This window comes from Pantoea cypripedii (assembly GCF_011395035.1).
Taxonomy (GTDB): Bacteria; Pseudomonadota; Gammaproteobacteria; order Enterobacterales; family Enterobacteriaceae; genus Pantoea; species Pantoea cypripedii_A.
Genome location: NZ_CP024770.1, coordinates 100,323 through 115,221 on the forward strand (window position 1 = coordinate 100,323; position 14,899 = coordinate 115,221).

17 protein-coding genes are annotated in these 14,899 nt (G+C 55.6%); 3 read left to right on the top strand and 14 right to left on the bottom strand.

Annotated features, from left to right (window positions below):
• Position 1: 1 nt before the first annotated feature.
• The 5 genes from CUN67_RS23780 to CUN67_RS23800 are packed head-to-tail and all read right to left on the bottom strand — an operon-like array spanning position 2 to position 3,344.
• Positions 2 to 784: a transporter substrate-binding domain-containing protein gene (locus tag CUN67_RS23780; RefSeq protein ID WP_208717956.1), complete on the bottom strand. Its 783-nt coding sequence runs from the start codon at positions 782 to 784 to the stop codon at positions 2 to 4.
• 18 nt (positions 785 to 802) lie between these two features.
• Positions 803 to 1,531 (bottom strand): amino acid ABC transporter ATP-binding protein, encoded by a 729-nt coding sequence (locus tag CUN67_RS23785; RefSeq protein WP_254711473.1) that lies wholly within the window; start codon positions 1,529 to 1,531, stop codon positions 803 to 805.
• Positions 1,512 to 2,168 carry an amino acid ABC transporter permease gene (locus CUN67_RS23790; protein ID WP_084878931.1) on the bottom strand — a complete coding sequence of 219 codons (657 nt, stop codon included), beginning with the start codon at positions 2,166 to 2,168 and terminating at the stop codon, positions 1,512 to 1,514. Before CUN67_RS23790 ends, CUN67_RS23785 begins: the two co-directional genes overlap by 20 nt.
• A 2-nt stretch (positions 2,169 to 2,170) precedes the next feature.
• Positions 2,171 to 2,833, bottom strand: a complete 663-nt coding sequence (locus CUN67_RS23795; RefSeq protein WP_208717957.1) for an amino acid ABC transporter permease — start codon at positions 2,831 to 2,833, stop codon at positions 2,171 to 2,173.
• Positions 2,817 to 3,344, bottom strand: coding sequence for a RidA family protein (locus CUN67_RS23800; RefSeq protein ID WP_208717958.1), 528 nt, complete (start codon positions 3,342 to 3,344; stop codon positions 2,817 to 2,819). Before CUN67_RS23800 ends, CUN67_RS23795 begins: the two co-directional genes overlap by 17 nt.
• Positions 3,345 to 3,625: 281 nt before the next feature.
• Between CUN67_RS23800 and CUN67_RS23805 the strand changes: the two genes are divergently transcribed.
• On the top strand, positions 3,626 to 4,360 hold the full coding sequence (locus CUN67_RS23805; RefSeq protein ID WP_208717959.1) for a FadR/GntR family transcriptional regulator: 735 nt from the start codon (positions 3,626 to 3,628) through the stop codon (positions 4,358 to 4,360).
• A gap of 105 nt (positions 4,361 to 4,465) precedes the next feature.
• Here CUN67_RS23805 and CUN67_RS23810 read toward each other — a convergent pair whose 3' ends face one another.
• The 3 genes from CUN67_RS23810 to CUN67_RS23820 all read right to left on the bottom strand — a co-directional run bounded on the left by CUN67_RS23810 (position 4,466) and on the right by CUN67_RS23820 (position 5,688).
• Positions 4,466 to 4,618, bottom strand: coding sequence for a Hok/Gef family protein (locus CUN67_RS23810; protein WP_208717960.1), 153 nt, complete (start codon positions 4,616 to 4,618; stop codon positions 4,466 to 4,468).
• Between the two features lie 383 nt (positions 4,619 to 5,001).
• On the bottom strand, positions 5,002 to 5,154 hold the full coding sequence (locus tag CUN67_RS23815; RefSeq protein ID WP_208717961.1) for a Hok/Gef family protein: 153 nt from the start codon (positions 5,152 to 5,154) through the stop codon (positions 5,002 to 5,004).
• Between the two features lie 381 nt (positions 5,155 to 5,535).
• Positions 5,536 to 5,688 carry a Hok/Gef family protein gene (locus tag CUN67_RS23820; RefSeq protein ID WP_208717961.1) on the bottom strand — a complete coding sequence of 51 codons (153 nt, stop codon included), beginning with the start codon at positions 5,686 to 5,688 and terminating at the stop codon, positions 5,536 to 5,538.
• 353 nt (positions 5,689 to 6,041) lie between these two features.
• Between CUN67_RS23820 and CUN67_RS23825 the strand changes: the two genes are divergently transcribed.
• The gene (locus CUN67_RS23825; protein WP_208717962.1) at positions 6,042 to 6,752 is read left to right on the top strand and encodes a methyltransferase domain-containing protein; all 711 of its coding nucleotides are present in this window, start codon (positions 6,042 to 6,044) and stop codon (positions 6,750 to 6,752) included.
• A 270-nt stretch (positions 6,753 to 7,022) separates the two neighbouring features.
• Positions 7,023 to 8,636 carry a dipeptide ABC transporter ATP-binding protein gene (locus CUN67_RS23830; RefSeq protein ID WP_208717963.1) on the top strand — a complete coding sequence of 538 codons (1,614 nt, stop codon included), beginning with the start codon at positions 7,023 to 7,025 and terminating at the stop codon, positions 8,634 to 8,636.
• Here the strand turns inward: CUN67_RS23830 and CUN67_RS23835 are convergent.
• The 6 genes from CUN67_RS23835 to CUN67_RS23860 form a co-directional block, all read right to left on the bottom strand.
• On the bottom strand, positions 8,622 to 9,716 hold the full coding sequence (locus tag CUN67_RS23835) for a hypothetical protein (RefSeq protein ID WP_208717964.1): 1,095 nt from the start codon (positions 9,714 to 9,716) through the stop codon (positions 8,622 to 8,624). The genes CUN67_RS23830 and CUN67_RS23835 overlap by 15 nt on opposite strands.
• An 87-nt stretch (positions 9,717 to 9,803) precedes the next feature.
• On the bottom strand, positions 9,804 to 10,616 hold the full coding sequence (locus CUN67_RS23840; RefSeq protein ID WP_208717965.1) for a rhodanese-like domain-containing protein: 813 nt from the start codon (positions 10,614 to 10,616) through the stop codon (positions 9,804 to 9,806).
• A complete protein-coding gene (locus tag CUN67_RS23845; RefSeq protein ID WP_208717966.1) occupies positions 10,606 to 11,577 on the bottom strand; it encodes an ornithine cyclodeaminase in 972 nt (323 codons plus the stop codon). Before CUN67_RS23845 ends, CUN67_RS23840 begins: the two co-directional genes overlap by 11 nt.
• A complete protein-coding gene (locus tag CUN67_RS23850) occupies positions 11,578 to 12,576 on the bottom strand; it encodes a 1-aminocyclopropane-1-carboxylate deaminase/D-cysteine desulfhydrase (RefSeq protein WP_208717967.1) in 999 nt (332 codons plus the stop codon). It abuts the gene before it with no gap.
• Entirely contained in the window at positions 12,560 to 13,987 is a 1,428-nt protein-coding gene (locus tag CUN67_RS23855) for a M20 family metallopeptidase (protein ID WP_208717968.1), read from the bottom strand. Before CUN67_RS23855 ends, CUN67_RS23850 begins: the two co-directional genes overlap by 17 nt.
• A complete protein-coding gene (locus CUN67_RS23860) occupies positions 13,984 to 14,898 on the bottom strand; it encodes an ABC transporter permease (protein WP_208717969.1) in 915 nt (304 codons plus the stop codon). Before CUN67_RS23860 ends, CUN67_RS23855 begins: the two co-directional genes overlap by 4 nt.
• Position 14,899 lies beyond the last annotated feature (1 nt).

Sequence of the window (14,899 nt, forward strand, 5' to 3'; positions counted from 1 at the left end):
ACTACTCCGCTTTCAGATCGTTTTGCGCATCGTTAAACCATTTCTGCCGCAGCGCTGGCAGCTCCCCATCCTGGGTGCTTTTATCGATAAACTGATTAATCGCCGCCATCAACTCGGGCTGGCCCGGGCGGATGGCAATATAGGCCGGGCTTTTGCGCAGCAGGTATTTCAGCGCGATATGTTTCGATGGGTTCTCCTGCGCCACCTTTTGCGCAATCAGGTTGTTTTCGGCAAACATCGGTGCCTGACCCGCCAAAAATGCGCTGACGGCGGAGGCGGTATCTTCCAGACGCAGATAGTTGCCCTGCGGGTTTTGATCGCTCAGTGTCAGGTCTGGCGTTGATCCCTTAGGTACGGCGATGGTGGCGTTACCGAGGTCGCTCAGCTTATCGACTTTTTTCACACTGTCACCGCCATACACCCCGAGGTAAACCGCCGCATAAGGTTCAGAAAAGTTCACCAGTTTGGCACGCTCCGGGCTGGAGCCGAGCGCGGCTATCAACACATCCACTTTGCGCGACATCAGGTAAGGAATGCGGTTGGCTCCGGTAACCTGCTGCAATTGCAGTTTGACGCCCATGTTGTCGGCCAGCTTCTGCGCCAGCTCCACATCCAGCCCGGTGGGTTTACCGGCGGCGTCGGTGAAGCCCCAGGGGGCGGCATCAACGGTGGTGGCGACACGCAGTACGCCACGGGATTTGATGTCATCCAGCGAGCTGGCCTGCGCCAGCAGCGGCAGGGTACAGAGCGCGATCAGCGCCAGGGTTTTAACCATCGTTTTCATGCGTTTTCTCCGGTGTAGTTAAGCTGGGGTTTGCACAAAGCGTTGTAATTCCGGGGTGCGGGGGGTACCGAACACCTCGGCTGGCGGGCCGCTTTCCCATACCTCGCCCTGATGCATAAAAATCACCTTGCTGGACACTTTGCGGGCAAAGGCCATCTCATGGGTGACGGCAATCATCGTCATGCCTTCTTTCGCCAGATCTTCCATGACCCGCAACACTTCACCCACCAGTTCCGGGTCAAGTGCTGAGGTGGCTTCATCAAACAACATCACTTCAGGTGACATCGCCAGCGCGCGGGCAATGGCGACGCGCTGCTGTTGTCCCCCTGACAGGGAAGAGGGGAAGGCATCGCGTTTCTGTCCCAACCCGACCTGCTCCAGCAGACGTTTTGCCAGTGCCGGGGCTTCCGCTTTGGTAATGCGCCGGGTCAGTAGCGGTGCCAGCGTCACGTTTTCCGCCGCCGTCAGGTGGGGAAACAGGTTAAAACTCTGGAATACCATGCCTACGTTCTGGCGGAGTTTCTGCAACTCGGCAGCGCTACCGCCCACCTGTAGGCCACCAACGTGAATGGTGCCGCTATCCGGTTGCTCCAGCCCGTTAATACAACGCAGAAGGGTGCTTTTGCCGGAACCACTTTTGCCAATAATGGTAACGATATCGCCGCGTTCGACGGTGGTGGTGATACCCCGTAACACTTCGTTCTGCCCAAAGCTTTTCTTAACTGCATCAATGACGACCAGCGACATGAAAACGAGCCTCCAGTTGAAGGGAAAGTCGCGCCAGTGGAAAACACAGCGCGAAATAACAGAGTGCCACCAGCAGGTAAATCACCAGGGGTTGCAGGGTTGACCCACTGACTATCTGGCCGGAACGGGTCAGCTCTACGAAGCCCACCAGCGCAGCCAGTGAGGTGTTTTTGATCAGTTGTACCGAGAAACCGACAGTCGGAGGCAGCGACAGACGAAACGCCTGCGGCAGGATGACGGTACGCAGCATTTGCAGCCGCGAGATCCCCAGTGACAGCGAGGCTTCCCACTGCCCCTTCGGCACCGCCATGATGCTGCCGCGCCAGATTTCCCCGAGAAATGCGCCTGCTGACAGTGAAAAAGCGATCAGGGCGGCGGTAAAGGAACTGACATCAATACCGAGAAACATTGGCGTACCGAAAAACAGCAGGAACAACATACCCAGCAGCGGAATGCCCTGAATCAGTTCGACATAAAACCAGGCGATGCCCTGTAACCAGCGCTGGTGGGAAGTGCGTGCCATCGCCACCAGCAGTCCGATCACCGCACCACAGGCAAAGGTGGATAGCGCCAGCAACAGCGTCCAGCGCAGGGCGCTGATGATCATCCAGATATCATGAAGAGAAATACCGCGCATGCTTACCTCCGCGCCTGGAAGCGATACCAAACGATACGCAGCAGCACTTTCATCAGGCTGACGGCGAAGAAATAAAGGCCGCAAATCAGCAGATAGATTTCAAAGCTGCGAAAGGTACGTGAATCGACGAAACTGCCACTGTGGAAGATTTCTTCCACACCAATCTGCGAAATCAGGCTGGTACCAATCAGTGTCAGCACCATCTGGCTGGCAAGCGCCGGGAAGACGTTCTGCATCGCCGGTAATGTCAGCACATGCGAGATGATTTGCCGCTTCGACAGCCCCAGCGCTTCACCCGCCTCGGTTAAGCCGCGCGGCAGAGAGAGTAAACCGGCACGTAAAATCTCCGTCATATAAGCCCCGCAATACAGCGACAGGGCGATAATGCCCGCCACCGGTGGCGAAAGATGCAGCCCGAGGCTGGGCAGGCCGAAGTAGATCAGGAATAGCTGCACCAGCGATGGCGTGTTGCGGAAAAACTCCACATAGCAGCGCACCAGCCGACGCCAGGCAGGGCGGACATAGACCAGCGTCAATGCGCAGATCGCCCCCAGCATCAGCCCGAACAGGATCGATAACAGGGCATAGATGGCGGTTTCCATCAATCCCTTTGCCAGCACGCCGGTATAGGGTTGCAGTGCGGCAAAATCAAAGACGTAATCCATCGGCGACTGCCTCCTCCAGTTCGAAAATGGCTTCAATTTCCACTGTCTGGTTTTGCGGCAGTGAACCGGCACCAATGGCGGAACGTGCGCCACGGCCAATTTGCTCACCAAACACCTGCACAAACAGATCGGAACAGCCATTGATGACTTGTGGATGCTGTTTGAAGGCCTCATGGGCATTGACCCAGCCCAGCAGTTTGACCACGCTTTTTACTGCTCCGAGGTCACCAGTTGCCTGGCGTGCCACGGCGAGTAAATTCAGGCCGGTCAGACGTGCATGGTCGTAAGCATCTTCGACGCTCACCTCACTGCCGACTTTGCCGGTGTAGAGATGACCACTGGCTTCCAGTGGTCCCTGTCCGGAGAGATAAAGAAAGTTGCCAAACAGCCGCCAGGTGACAAAATTTGCGACCGGGGTTGGTACTGGCGGTAACTCAATGCCCAACGCCAGCAGATGATCGCTTAAGCGGCATTCCGCAGGAGATAATGGCGTTGCGAGAGACGTGTTCATTTTTTGCCCTGAGTAGATTTTTTCGGCATTATGAACATGCTGGTTTTTAATGGTCAACCATAATGGTTAACCAATAAGTAATTTGTATGGTCGATTTGTGAGGTGCTTCACGATAAGGTCAGAAAACAGCAGGGTGAAGGGATAAGCAAAGGATCTGGCGAGGAATAATGACTGGCATCGGGCCGAAAACGCTGCTCGCCGTGACGTTAATCTCAGGCTATAATCGCCGGCAGCTGACCAAATTGGTCAGCCATTTACAGGTATTTATCAGGAGTCGCCGGATGAACAGCACTGATGACATCTCCCAGCGTATTGTCGGTCACGATAAAACGGCTGCCGTAAGCGTTTATCGTTCCATAATGCAGGCCATCCGCGATGGGGACCTGAAAGCAGGCGATAAATTACCCAATGAGCGTGAGCTGGCGCGCCGTTTTGATACGTCACGCAGCACCGTGCGCAACGTGTTGGCAATGATGTCCACTCAGGGGTTGGTGACACGTAAAGTTGGTAGCGGTTCTTACTTATCCGATAACCTGCAAAATCAGCTGAATGATGCCGATCGACCTGTTGCCGCCTGGCATAAAGAGGTCCCGACCTATAGCGAGATTCTTGAAGGTCGACTGCTGTTTGAGCCGATGATGATGCTGCTGGTCACGGCGCGTGCGACTGAGGAAGACTTCGCCAAAATGCGCCACCATTTGCAGGGGATTCGCGAGGCTCAGGAGTGGCTCCTGTATAAAGAACATATCTACGCGGTGCATCAGGCGATGTTTGCTGCCACCCGTAACCGCTTCCTGATCCAAATCTTTGATAATGTGATCGCAGACCGGCGCGCGGTGCAGTATGACGGGCAGCATTCGCTGCACTCGGCCGTCAGCGAGATTGTGCGTGAGCAGACGCTACGCGAGCTGACACCGCTGGTGGAGGCACTGGAAGCCCGTGACGGTAAGCTGGCCCAGAAACGTGCGGATGATTACTTTACCCGTATCCTCGCCTCGCTGAGTGTCTACGGTTAATCACGTCACTGACAAACCGCCTGAGCCGGTCCGGAAAGAAGGGTGCCTGAGAGCCCATGCCTGACAACAACCGGAACGGCGGGATGACTCCCGCCGTGGTGACCCTTACCGGATGGTTTCACATGCCATCGAAACAGCCACCTCCACGAAATGGGCGCGGAAGCGTATCTCACAGAGATCCTTGCGCATGCCCAGTATGACGGCGGTCACCGCCAGAATCATAAAGGAGGCGAATAGCATCGCCGTAAACTGTTTCATGGTTGCTTCTCCTTCTTGCCTTGCGGCGCGTAAGAGGCTACCTTTATGTTGCTACGCATAAGAGCGGCCTCAGGTTGATGAAAATCTCCCGGGGCTTTTCTCTTTCTGCCGTCAGCCATGCTTAAGACAGAAAGTCTCAAGCACCCGCCGCAAGTCTACGCTGTGTCCCCTGATACTACAATTCTGCTAATGAGTAACGCGTTGATGTAATAACGTGGCGGAGAGACTGATTTTTGATTTAAAATCAGATGGATAGTGATTTTCCTGCGGAGAGGAATATTTCTCAGAGGGGGTGTGCCTGTACCGGGCTGGAAAGAAGGGTGCCTGAGAGCCCGTGCCTGACAACAACCGGAACGGCGGGATGACTCCCGCCGTGGTGACCCTTACCGGATGGTTTCACATGCCATCGAAACAGCCACCTCCACGAAATGGGCGCGGAAGCGTATCTCACAGAGATCCTTGCGCGTGCCCAGTATGACGGCGGTTACCGCCATGATCATAAAGGAGGCGAATAACATCGCCGTAAACTGTTTCATGGTTGCTTCTCCTTCTTGCCTTGCGGCGCGTAAGAGGCTACCTTTATGTTGCGAGCATAAGGGGGCCTCAGGTTGATGAAAATCTCCTGGGGCTTTTCTCTTTCTGCCGTCAGCCATGCTTAAGACAGAAAGTCTCAAGCACCCGCCGCAAGTCTACGTTATGCCGCCTGACACTACAATTCTGCTAATGAGTAACGTGTTGATGTAATATCATGACGGGATGACTGTTTTTTTATTTAAAATCATATAGATAGTAATTTTCCTGCGCAGAGGAATATTGATCAGAAAGGGCGTGCCTGAACCGGGCTGGGAAGAAGGGTGCCTGAGAGCCCGTGCCTGACAACAACCGGAACGGCGGGATGACTCCCGCCGTGGTGACCCTTACCGGATGGTTTCACATGCCATCGAAACAGCCACCTCCACGAAATGGGCGCGGAAGCGTATCTCACAGAGATCCTTGCGCGTGCCCAGTATGACGGCGGTTACCGCCATGATCATAAAGGAGGCGAATAACATCGCCGTAAACTGTTTCATGGTTGCTTCTCCTTCTTGCCTTGCGGCGCGTAAGAGGCTACCTTTATGTTGTCTGGCATAAAGGGGGCCTCAGGTTGATGAAAATCTCCTGGGGCTTTTCTCTTTCTGCCGTCAGCCATGCTTAAGACAGAAAGTCTCAAGCACCCGCCGCAAGTCTACGTTATGCCACCTGATACTACAATTCTGCTAATGTGTAACGCGTTGATGTAATAACTTAACGGAATGATTTATTTTTGATTTAAATCAATACGATAGTGTTTTGCTATGGTGAAGATTCATTGCCAGAAATGGAGGCTGTAACGTCTTACAGAATCGGAAAGCAGTGAGACAATGGATTATGTTTTGAGGGGAATATGGATATAAAAGAAGTAGAGATACTTGGCGATCATGTTAATAAACACTGGTATTACATTTCTAAATCAAAAGCCTTATTAAAGATAATGGATAGTATCTCACCTTGCAAAATTATGGATGTTGGTGCCGGGTCTGGCTATTTTTCTAAATTTCTATTGAATAATACCACGGCATCAGAATCTTTGTGTGTCGATATTAGTTATGAAAAAGAAGAAACACTGACTGAGAACGGAAAATCTATACATTTTGTCCGTGAGGTAGAAAAATCACATTCAGACCTGGTATTACTGATGGATGTAATGGAACACGTCGATGATGACGTTGATCTTCTGAGTCATTATGTAAAAAAGGTTGATATTGGTACAAAGTTCCTCATCAGTGTCCCGGCATTTGAGTGGTTATGGAGCCCTCATGATGACTTTCTGGAACATCGCAGACGTTATACGCTTTCTCAACTTGAGAATAGCGTTGAAAAATCCGGTTTATCTATTAATAAGTCATGTTACTACTTTGGAATGGTATTACCTTTAGCGATTGCAACTCGTCTCCTGTCAAGGAGGAGTAAAAACAAAAGCTCTCAACTTAAAAAGCACAATGTTTTTACTAATGCAATATTAAAGGCGCTTTGTTCAATTGAACTTTTATTTTTCAGGCAGAACAGATTAGGTGGCCTGACGGTTTTTTGTTATGCAGAGAAAAAACATGATTAACATACTTAAATAGAGGACATGCAAAAGCTCCGCAGAAAAACATACGGCGATTTTTTTCTGCGGAGGCTGCTACTGACCTGTACAGACCCAGTGCCACCTAACCAGGCATTTCTCACCCGTTTAGTCACCATGAGCTGCCTGACCGCTGCGGAACGCGAGAAAAACCTCTCCCTTATATCCTTAATCCTCCCGTCATAACCTAACGTTCTTGTTGGCTTTTCTCTCAGGATATATCCTGTATTTTTCCGCTTTTTTCGGATCTATGACCCTATGAATGCAGCCACGCGCCTGCTCTGTGTAGAACACCTCAGTCTGGCAACGCATGACAACCGTGTGCTGGTGGATGATGTCTGTTTCCATCTCGACCAGCGGGAAATCCTGGCGCTGGTGGGGGAGTCGGGTTCCGGCAAGACACTGACCTCGCTGGCGTTGATGAACCTGCTGCCTGCAAACGTCCTGCAAACCGCAGGAACGTTGCGCTTTCAGGACGAGGTGCTGGATGCGCGTCGCATTGCGTCGCTGCGTGGTTGCCGCATCGCCACCGTGTTTCAGGAACCGATGACCAGCATGAACCCTACGCTGCGCATTGGTGAACAGATTGCGGAGGTGCTGGTGCGCCATCGCCAGTTCAGCTGGAAGCAGGCGCAACGTGAAGCGATAGCACTGCTCGACCGGGTGGGTATCGTCAATCCTCAGCAACGGGCGCGGCAATATATTCATCAGCTCTCGGGTGGCATGCGCCAGCGTGTGATGATCGCCAGTGCTATCAGCGGACAACCTGATGTGCTGATCGCTGATGAACCCACCACCGCACTGGACGTCACTATCCAGGTGCAAATCCTCACGTTGTTGCAGGAACTGCAACAGGAAATGGGGATGGGCATGCTGCTGATCACCCACGATCTCTCCGTGGTGGCACGCTATGCGCATCGGGTCTGCGTGATGCAGCAGGGGCGTCTGGTTGAGCAGGGGGATGTGGTCAGCACGCTCGGCACGCCCGCACATCCTTATACGCGCAAGCTGATTGATGCTTCGCTGTCTCATCTCCCACCGGCGGCCCCTGCCCATGCGGCTCAGACGCCATTGCTGGTGCTTAACAACATTTGTAAAAGTTACCCGATACCAGGCCGGCTGCCATTATGGCCAGCCAGGCGCCAGACGGTGCTGCATCCCACCAGTTTGCAAATCCAGCCAGGAGAAATCGTCGGTCTGATTGGTGAGTCTGGCTCGGGTAAAACCACCCTGGGCAGCGCAGCGATTGGGTTGATCGAGGCAGACAGTGGTGAAGTCCAGTTTCAGGGGCAACGGCTGCAGGGTAGGCAACTCAGTAAGTTACGTCGTCATGCGCAAATCATTTTCCAGGACCCTTATGCCAGCCTGAATCCAAAAATCACGGTCGGAGAACAGATTGCCGAACCGTTACGTGTCTGGCAATTGCGCCACGGTAAGGGCATTGAGGCGCGCGTCAATGAGTTGCTGGAGCTGGTGGGATTAAAGCCGGAACACGCCAGCCGCCTGCCCGGCGCGTTTTCCGGTGGGCAGCGTCAACGCATCGCCATTGCCCGTGCGCTGGCGATGGAACCAAAACTACTGGTGGCAGATGAAGCCGTGGCTGCGCTCGATCTCTCGGTGCGAGGCCAGGTCCTGATGCTGTTCAGCGAGCTGCGGGAAAAGCTGGGTTTGTCGGTGTTGTTTATCAGTCACGATCTCAGTGCGGTCCAGCAGCTTTGTGACCGGGTGGTGGTGATGTATCACGGTCGGATCGTGGAAGCCGGTGCCACTGCCAGCGTGGTAGGGGATCCTCAGGAGAGTTATACCCGTCAACTACTGGCAGCCGCCCCCAACATTCAGCAGGCACTGGCCGGGCGGTCAGCGTCTCTGTAACGGGGGAGTGATATGGAAGGTCGCTTCCCGGTAAAAAATGCTATTCAGCTGGTCATCACGATAGGTTTGTATTTGCGTCAGTTCTAATCTGGCGCGTTGTTTGTGGTATTCCTCAGCGCTCAGTTGGAGTTGTTGCACGGTGTGAGCCTGGAATACTTTATTAATATCGTAATTTGAAGCAAATAAGGCCCATTCAAGAAATGGGTCTTCATTGCTTTCAATATCCTGTCTGATGACACGCTGCACAGCGTCTTCAATTTGCACAATAATGGTCAATCGCCGCTTCAGGAGAGTGAGATCCCTGTCATCGAGATGGCGATTATGTTCCAGTATGTCGTCAACATCACGCATGCTGACCCGGATACCAAGGGTTAACTTGGCCAGAAATTCCACCTCAGCTTTATCAATGTATTCACGGACTATTCCGCAACGTTTAACTTCAGCCTGGGCTAATCGGGTCCGGGTAGCGGCGATCTCATGCTGCATACGTTGTAAGCGTGGATGTCCAGATTCCGGGGAGTGATGTTCACCCTGAGGCGCTACGGGGAGCGTAGCCTGCATGATTTCCTGCCTGAATGTGTGCTGGTTAATGGCTAACAGCAACCGGCAGAGCGGATTCTTCGCAACTTTCACGCGCAGGACATTGTAATTGTTCTCGGTTGTCAGTGGGGGTGTGCCTGCTTCAGCTAATATTTTTTTCAACTCCTGTACCCACTTTCCTGCCTTTGGATATTCACGGTCCATGGCACGGATAAATACCGCTTCGCTGGCAATATCGGCAGCGGTAAATGACGGAGCATCCGCTTGCGATGTTGCGCCGTTAGTCAGAATGGCGGTGACGATTTTTTCCAGCGTGTTGTTTAACTCGGGTGAATGCGGTTTTCCGGGGCGATAAGGATAATCAGTGATGCAGGATTGCAGCGTTTTCAGTACCGCTTCACCTGCTTTGGTGGCGATACTGGATCCGTGTTGATGGACCGTATTGTGTATTTGCACGATACGGGCGAGACGGATTTCTGGCTGCTCAGCGGAGGCGCGATTAAGCGGCTGCGGGCCAGATGAAGATGAGACAATCGACATGTGTTCCTCCCTGAATACCCGATATCGGACCTATTACATCCTGGTCAGGAACGGAAAAAATCGACGCCGATCGACTTTCTCCGGGATTCAGGGTAACAGCGGGAGTTCGTCGTGTTCTGCCCATTCATGCCAGGAACCGACATAGATGGCAACGTTGTCATAACCGGCCATGTTGAGCGCCGCCAGCACCGTGGCCGCCCGGGCACCACGATGGCAATAAACCTGCAACTGCGCTTCGCGTGGCAGACCCGCTGCTTCAGCACGGCGGGCAATTTCCGCGACGGGCAGAAAGTGGCCATTTTCCACCACATCTTCCCAGAACAGCAGCGCGGAGTGTGGAATACGTCCGGCGCGATGACAACATTCGTGCACAAAGCTGCCATCAAATTCGGTCGGGCGACGCGCATCCACGTTAATGACTTTTTTGCCATCAGCGGCGATAACCTGTTGACGGCTGCAAGCCCAGCGTTTGTCCCAGCTGACCGCGGGTAAAGACGCCTGTTGCGTGACGGTGTAACTTAATCCTTCACCGGGTTGCAGTCCGTTTCCTGCGGCGACCCAGGCATCGATGCCGCCATCAAGGATTAATGCATCATCCCGGCCCAGCAACCAGGCAAACCAGGATCCGCGCGGCGATCGCATACCGACCTGCTGTTCGAAAAACACCGGCGTCGCAGCAGGATAAGCCGCAAACAGCGGCTGGAGTGCTGCCGCTGCTTCGGCGGCCATCACTTCCAGTCCTGCTGGCGTGCTGTCCGCAATAAAATAGTCGTAAACGTTACAGTGATGAGCATCAGGTAGCGTGGCGGATCGCCACTCTCCCACGTCGCGCACATCAATCAACAGGAAATGTTCACCCCGCGACTTTCTCACCGCCAGCGCATTGGCCTTAATGATCATCAGCGACCTCATTAAACAGGGAGTATACCGTTCCCCGCTGCTGTTGCTCTGCGGCTGCGAGCACGCGGGCGGCGAGAGCGATATCAAACACGTTCAGTCCGAAGGAAGAGAAATAAACGCTGTCATCGGCGGCGGGCCGCCAGCCATCGAGCACCAGCGTTTCCAGCGTGGCGGCCACGTCCTGCGCGGCAAACTCACCTGCGCGATACATCTGAAACAGGCTTTTCGCACTGCGCTGCGCAAAATCGCCCCAGGCATCGACCACGACCTGGCTGCTGGCCTTGATCGCGGCAAAACTCACTTCGTGATAACCCACCTGGACGATCAAGCGGCCAGGCTGTACCGCGCAGGCATCGACGATGGGTTGTGCGGCACTGGTACAGGTAATCACAGCGTCATAGGGGCGAGTCAGCGCGGCGGTAAGATCGGGTTCAGGTGTGATGCTGGAGAAGCCGGCAATTTTTTCCGGCGTGCGATTCCACATGCCGATCTGCGTCAGGGCAGGAAACAGATGCTGCAACATGCGCAGATGCGCTTGTGCGTGCAGACCCGCGCCCAGCAGCAAGACGCGTTTCACCGGACGCGGAGCGGCATATTGCAGCGCCAGCGCCGTCACCGCGGCTGTGCGCGCGGCCGTTAATGCGCCACTGGCCAGCAGGCCACGGGGGACGCCGGTTTGCGCATCGTTAATCAGCGTCACCGCCAGTGCGGCGGGTAACGTATCAGGGCGCTGCGGGCGGTGTGCGGTCCACTTCACGCCAGCAGCATTAAAATGTCCGCCAACCCTGGCAGGGAGTGCATAGGCTTTACCGAGCGGGGTATCGAGGTCAACGTGGTTCTCAGCGGGCATGTGAGCCTCACCGGAACGCATTAACCCGATCACTGCCCGGACATCCGCCAGCGCCAGTGCGGGATCGTCTCCACCCAGCAGCGCGACGGTTGCTTCATCCAGCATGCGCATTTACTGCTCCAGCAGCCGATCGGCGAAAGGATAAAGTGCCGGGGAACCGCCGCAGTGCACGAAAGTCACACGGGATCCCTGGGGAATACGCCCCTGTTCAACCAGCGACAGCAATCCGTGCATGGCTTTACCGGTGTAAACCGGATCAAGCAACACGCCTTCCTGCTGTGCCAGCTGATAAATGGCGTCGATACCGCCCGCAGACGGGATACCATAAGCCTCGCCCACGTAGCCGTCCTCTATCCAGATATCTTCCGGTTGCCAGCGTTGCGGCCATTGCAGCAGGTCGGCACAATCCTGCGCCATGCCTGAAATACGCGGCTGGAACCACTCCGCTTTGGCGCTGACGCTGATGCCAATGACCTGCGTTTGCGGCCAGTAGCGACGGGTGCCGACATGCAGACCCGCGAGGGTGCCGCCGGATCCGGTGGGTGCCACGATAAAATCCGGTGCCGGTTCGTTGCGTTCGGCCAGCTGTGCGGCGATTTCCTCAACCGCACGGACATAACCCAGTGCGCCGAGCGGTGTCGCACCACCCAGCGGGATGATCATCGGCTTCTCGCCGCGTGCGGTAGCCGCATCGGCGTGGGCCTGCATCGCCCCTTCGATCTGGGTGAAGTAGCCATCCGGGTCGAGAAATTGCACCTCGGCACCAAATAGCTTATCGAGCAGCAAATTACCCTGCCAGCTGGCGGGAGGATTGCCACGCAGGACCAGCACCGGACGCATGCCAAACTTACGCGCCGCCGCTGCGACCATGCGGGCGTGATTTGACTGATGTCCGCCGGTGGTGATCACCACGTTGACGCCCGCCTGACAGGCTTCTGCCATCAGGTACTCCAGCTTGCGGACTTTATTGCCGCCGCCGCCGAAGCCGCTGTAATCATCGCGTTTGATGGTGAAAGAAATCCCCAACGCCTCCCCGAGCCGGGGTAGCGGCTCGAGCGGCGTTGGGAAAAACCCCAACGGAACGCGTTTAAACTCATCGACTGTCTTCATGGTTGTTACCTGTAATATTTTGTTTTGGTACTTCTCTGGTGTTTCCCTGGTGTGGCGCGACCCGGCCAAAGGCCGGATCATTGAATGCGGCGAGCCATAAGCTCAGTGACTGCTGGAAGCGTTCCAGTCCAGTCAGGGTGACAAACTCGTTTACGGCATGGGCGTTGCCGCCGTGACCCAGCCCGCCAATCAGAAAGGCGGGCGCAATAGCGGCGAAGGCGTAGGCAGGGGCGCAGCCCGGTGCCCACGGCCAGATTTGCGGTTCCGCTCCCAGCGTCTGATAGCTGGCTATCAGTTCATCGACGCCGCGCGCGTGGCGACGGAAGCGGGTGCCGGGATAGCGATCCAATAACTCAAGCGTGGTGCCGGAGAGATCCGGTTGCGCGAGACGCTGCTGCGCGCTGGCAATCATCCGGTCCTGATCAAAATCTGGCGGGATGCGGAAGGCCAGTTCGGCACTGGCGCGATAAGGGATCACCCCGCGTCCACCGGTGGGATCGCTGTGTAATTCCGCCAGCGTCAGCACCGCGCTGCCCAGCAGCGTTTGCAGGCAGGTGACGGTGTCACCTTCTATCATCAGGCGCTGGCTGCGCCGGAAACGTAATTCGTCATCAATGCTGAACGACTGCGCCAGCGTGGTCAGCAACCCGGTGGCTTCATCATCGGGGGTGATATGGCCGAGCACACCGCTTTGGCTGGCGGGTGCGAGGGCATCCAGCGCCTGTACCAGACGCCAGGCGGGATTGGCAATCCAGCCGGCATTGCTGGCATGAATGGCGGATGAAGGGCCACCCCAGTCGCCGCCGGTGACACTTAAGCGACCGGTCGCGAGGCCGGTAAAGCCGAGATAAACACGGGGCGCACCGCCGCCGTATTCACACAGTGACGGAAACAGCACCGCCTCGGCAGGCGCAACGGGACAGGGTTGTTGCGCGAGATAACGCCGCAGCGTGCCGCTGCCAATTTCCTCTTCGCCTTCCAGCAGGACCTCCAGGTTGCAGGCGAGTTGGTTGTCCTGCAACAGTTCGCGCAGCAGGATCAGCATCGCCGCTACCGGCCCCTTATTATTCTCGGCACCACGTCCGACGAAGACATCGCCCAGCGCGTCCCAGTGGCAAACGCCGCCAGTGAACGGGTGCACATCCCAGCCAGCGTCATCAGCAGGCATCACGTCGTACATGTTGTAGAGCACCACGGTTTTGCTGGCACCGGTATCGATACGCACATGCACCACGGGTGGGGTATCTGCGGGCTGCGCGTCGACCGGATAGATGGCCGTTGCGTGCAGCTGCTCCACCATCCAGTTTTCTAACCAGGCGGCCAGGCCACGCTGTGCCGCAAGCTGACCCGCCACGCTTGGCCAGCGCGTTAACTCACTCAGCAGGTCTAAGGTGGCAGCAAGTCGGCTCACAGACGGATCCTCGGGTTAAGCACCAGATAAAGCAGGTCGATCAGCAAATTAATTGCGACAAACACCAGTGCAGCCAACAGCACGATAGCCTGCACCAGCGGGAAGTCGCGGTTCTGAATCGCCTGAATGGCCAGACGACCAATCCCCGGCCAGGCAAAAATAATCTCCGTTACCAGCGCTCCGCCAAGCAGGGAGGCAAAATACATGCCCTGCACGGTAATCACCGGAATCAGCGCATTGCGCAATCCATGCCGTACCACGATACGCCAGGCGCTTAGGCCTTTGGCTCGCGCGGTACGGATATAATCCTGTTGCAGTACATCCAGCAGGCTGGCCCGGGTCAGACGGGCGACTGCGCTCATATAAAACGCCCCCAGGCTGATGGCGGGCATAATCAGCGCGGCAAAACTGCCGTAACCACTTGAGGGCAGCCATTGCAGATGGAGGCTGAAGAATAAGATCATCAGCAGCCCCAGCCAGAACACCGGCACGGCCTGGCCGCTAAAGGCCACCAGGCGGCAAAGCAAATCCCAGAAACTGTGCGGCCGCAGGGCGCTGATAATGCCCAGCAACAGGCCGAGTAACGAGCTCCAGACCAGCGCGCTCACGGCCAGCAGGGCGGTGGCAGGCAGCCGCTCGCCTATCAGTGCCAGCACCGGCTGGCTGTAGCGCAGCGATTCGCCAAAATCGCCCTGTAGCACGCCGCTCAGGTAATGGCCGTACTGCCAAAGCAGTGGGCGATCGAACCCCATGCTGTGACGAAAGTTAGCAATCTCCTGCTGGCTGGAGCCGGGCGGCATCATCAATGCCGCCGGATCGCCGGTAAGATGCAGGCTGAAGAAAATCAGCAGCGATACACCCAGCAACACCAGCACAGACTGGCCAAGGCGGTTGATTAAAATGTTCAGCATT

Excerpts from the sequence above, each read along its gene's own strand:
- CUN67_RS23795 (WP_208717957.1), bottom strand. The coding sequence starts at position 2,833 with ATGGATTACGTCTTTGATTTTGCCGCACTGCAACCCTATACCGGCGTG.
- CUN67_RS23845 (WP_208717966.1), bottom strand. The coding sequence starts at position 11,577 with ATGCGCATGCTGGATGAAGCAACCGTCGCGCTGCTGGGTGGAGACGAT.
- CUN67_RS23780 (WP_208717956.1), bottom strand. The coding sequence starts at position 784 with ATGAAAACGATGGTTAAAACCCTGGCGCTGATCGCGCTCTGTACCCTG.
- CUN67_RS23830 (WP_208717963.1), top strand. The coding sequence starts at position 7,023 with ATGAATGCAGCCACGCGCCTGCTCTGTGTAGAACACCTCAGTCTGGCA.
- CUN67_RS23835 (WP_208717964.1), bottom strand. The coding sequence starts at position 9,716 with ATGTCGATTGTCTCATCTTCATCTGGCCCGCAGCCGCTTAATCGCGCC.
- CUN67_RS23805 (WP_208717959.1), top strand. The coding sequence starts at position 3,626 with ATGAACAGCACTGATGACATCTCCCAGCGTATTGTCGGTCACGATAAA.
- CUN67_RS23810 (WP_208717960.1), bottom strand. The coding sequence starts at position 4,618 with ATGAAACAGTTTACGGCGATGCTATTCGCCTCCTTTATGATTCTGGCG.
- CUN67_RS23785 (WP_254711473.1), bottom strand. The coding sequence starts at position 1,531 with ATGTCGCTGGTCGTCATTGATGCAGTTAAGAAAAGCTTTGGGCAGAAC.
- CUN67_RS23860 (WP_208717969.1), bottom strand. The coding sequence starts at position 14,898 with ATGCTGAACATTTTAATCAACCGCCTTGGCCAGTCTGTGCTGGTGTTG.
- CUN67_RS23815 (WP_208717961.1), bottom strand. The coding sequence starts at position 5,154 with ATGAAACAGTTTACGGCGATGTTATTCGCCTCCTTTATGATCATGGCG.
- CUN67_RS23850 (WP_208717967.1), bottom strand. The coding sequence starts at position 12,576 with ATGAAGACAGTCGATGAGTTTAAACGCGTTCCGTTGGGGTTTTTCCCA.
- CUN67_RS23800 (WP_208717958.1), bottom strand. The coding sequence starts at position 3,344 with ATGAACACGTCTCTCGCAACGCCATTATCTCCTGCGGAATGCCGCTTA.
- CUN67_RS23825 (WP_208717962.1), top strand. The coding sequence starts at position 6,042 with ATGGATATAAAAGAAGTAGAGATACTTGGCGATCATGTTAATAAACAC.
- CUN67_RS23820 (WP_208717961.1), bottom strand. The coding sequence starts at position 5,688 with ATGAAACAGTTTACGGCGATGTTATTCGCCTCCTTTATGATCATGGCG.
- CUN67_RS23840 (WP_208717965.1), bottom strand. The coding sequence starts at position 10,616 with ATGATCATTAAGGCCAATGCGCTGGCGGTGAGAAAGTCGCGGGGTGAA.
- CUN67_RS23790 (WP_084878931.1), bottom strand. The coding sequence starts at position 2,168 with ATGCGCGGTATTTCTCTTCATGATATCTGGATGATCATCAGCGCCCTG.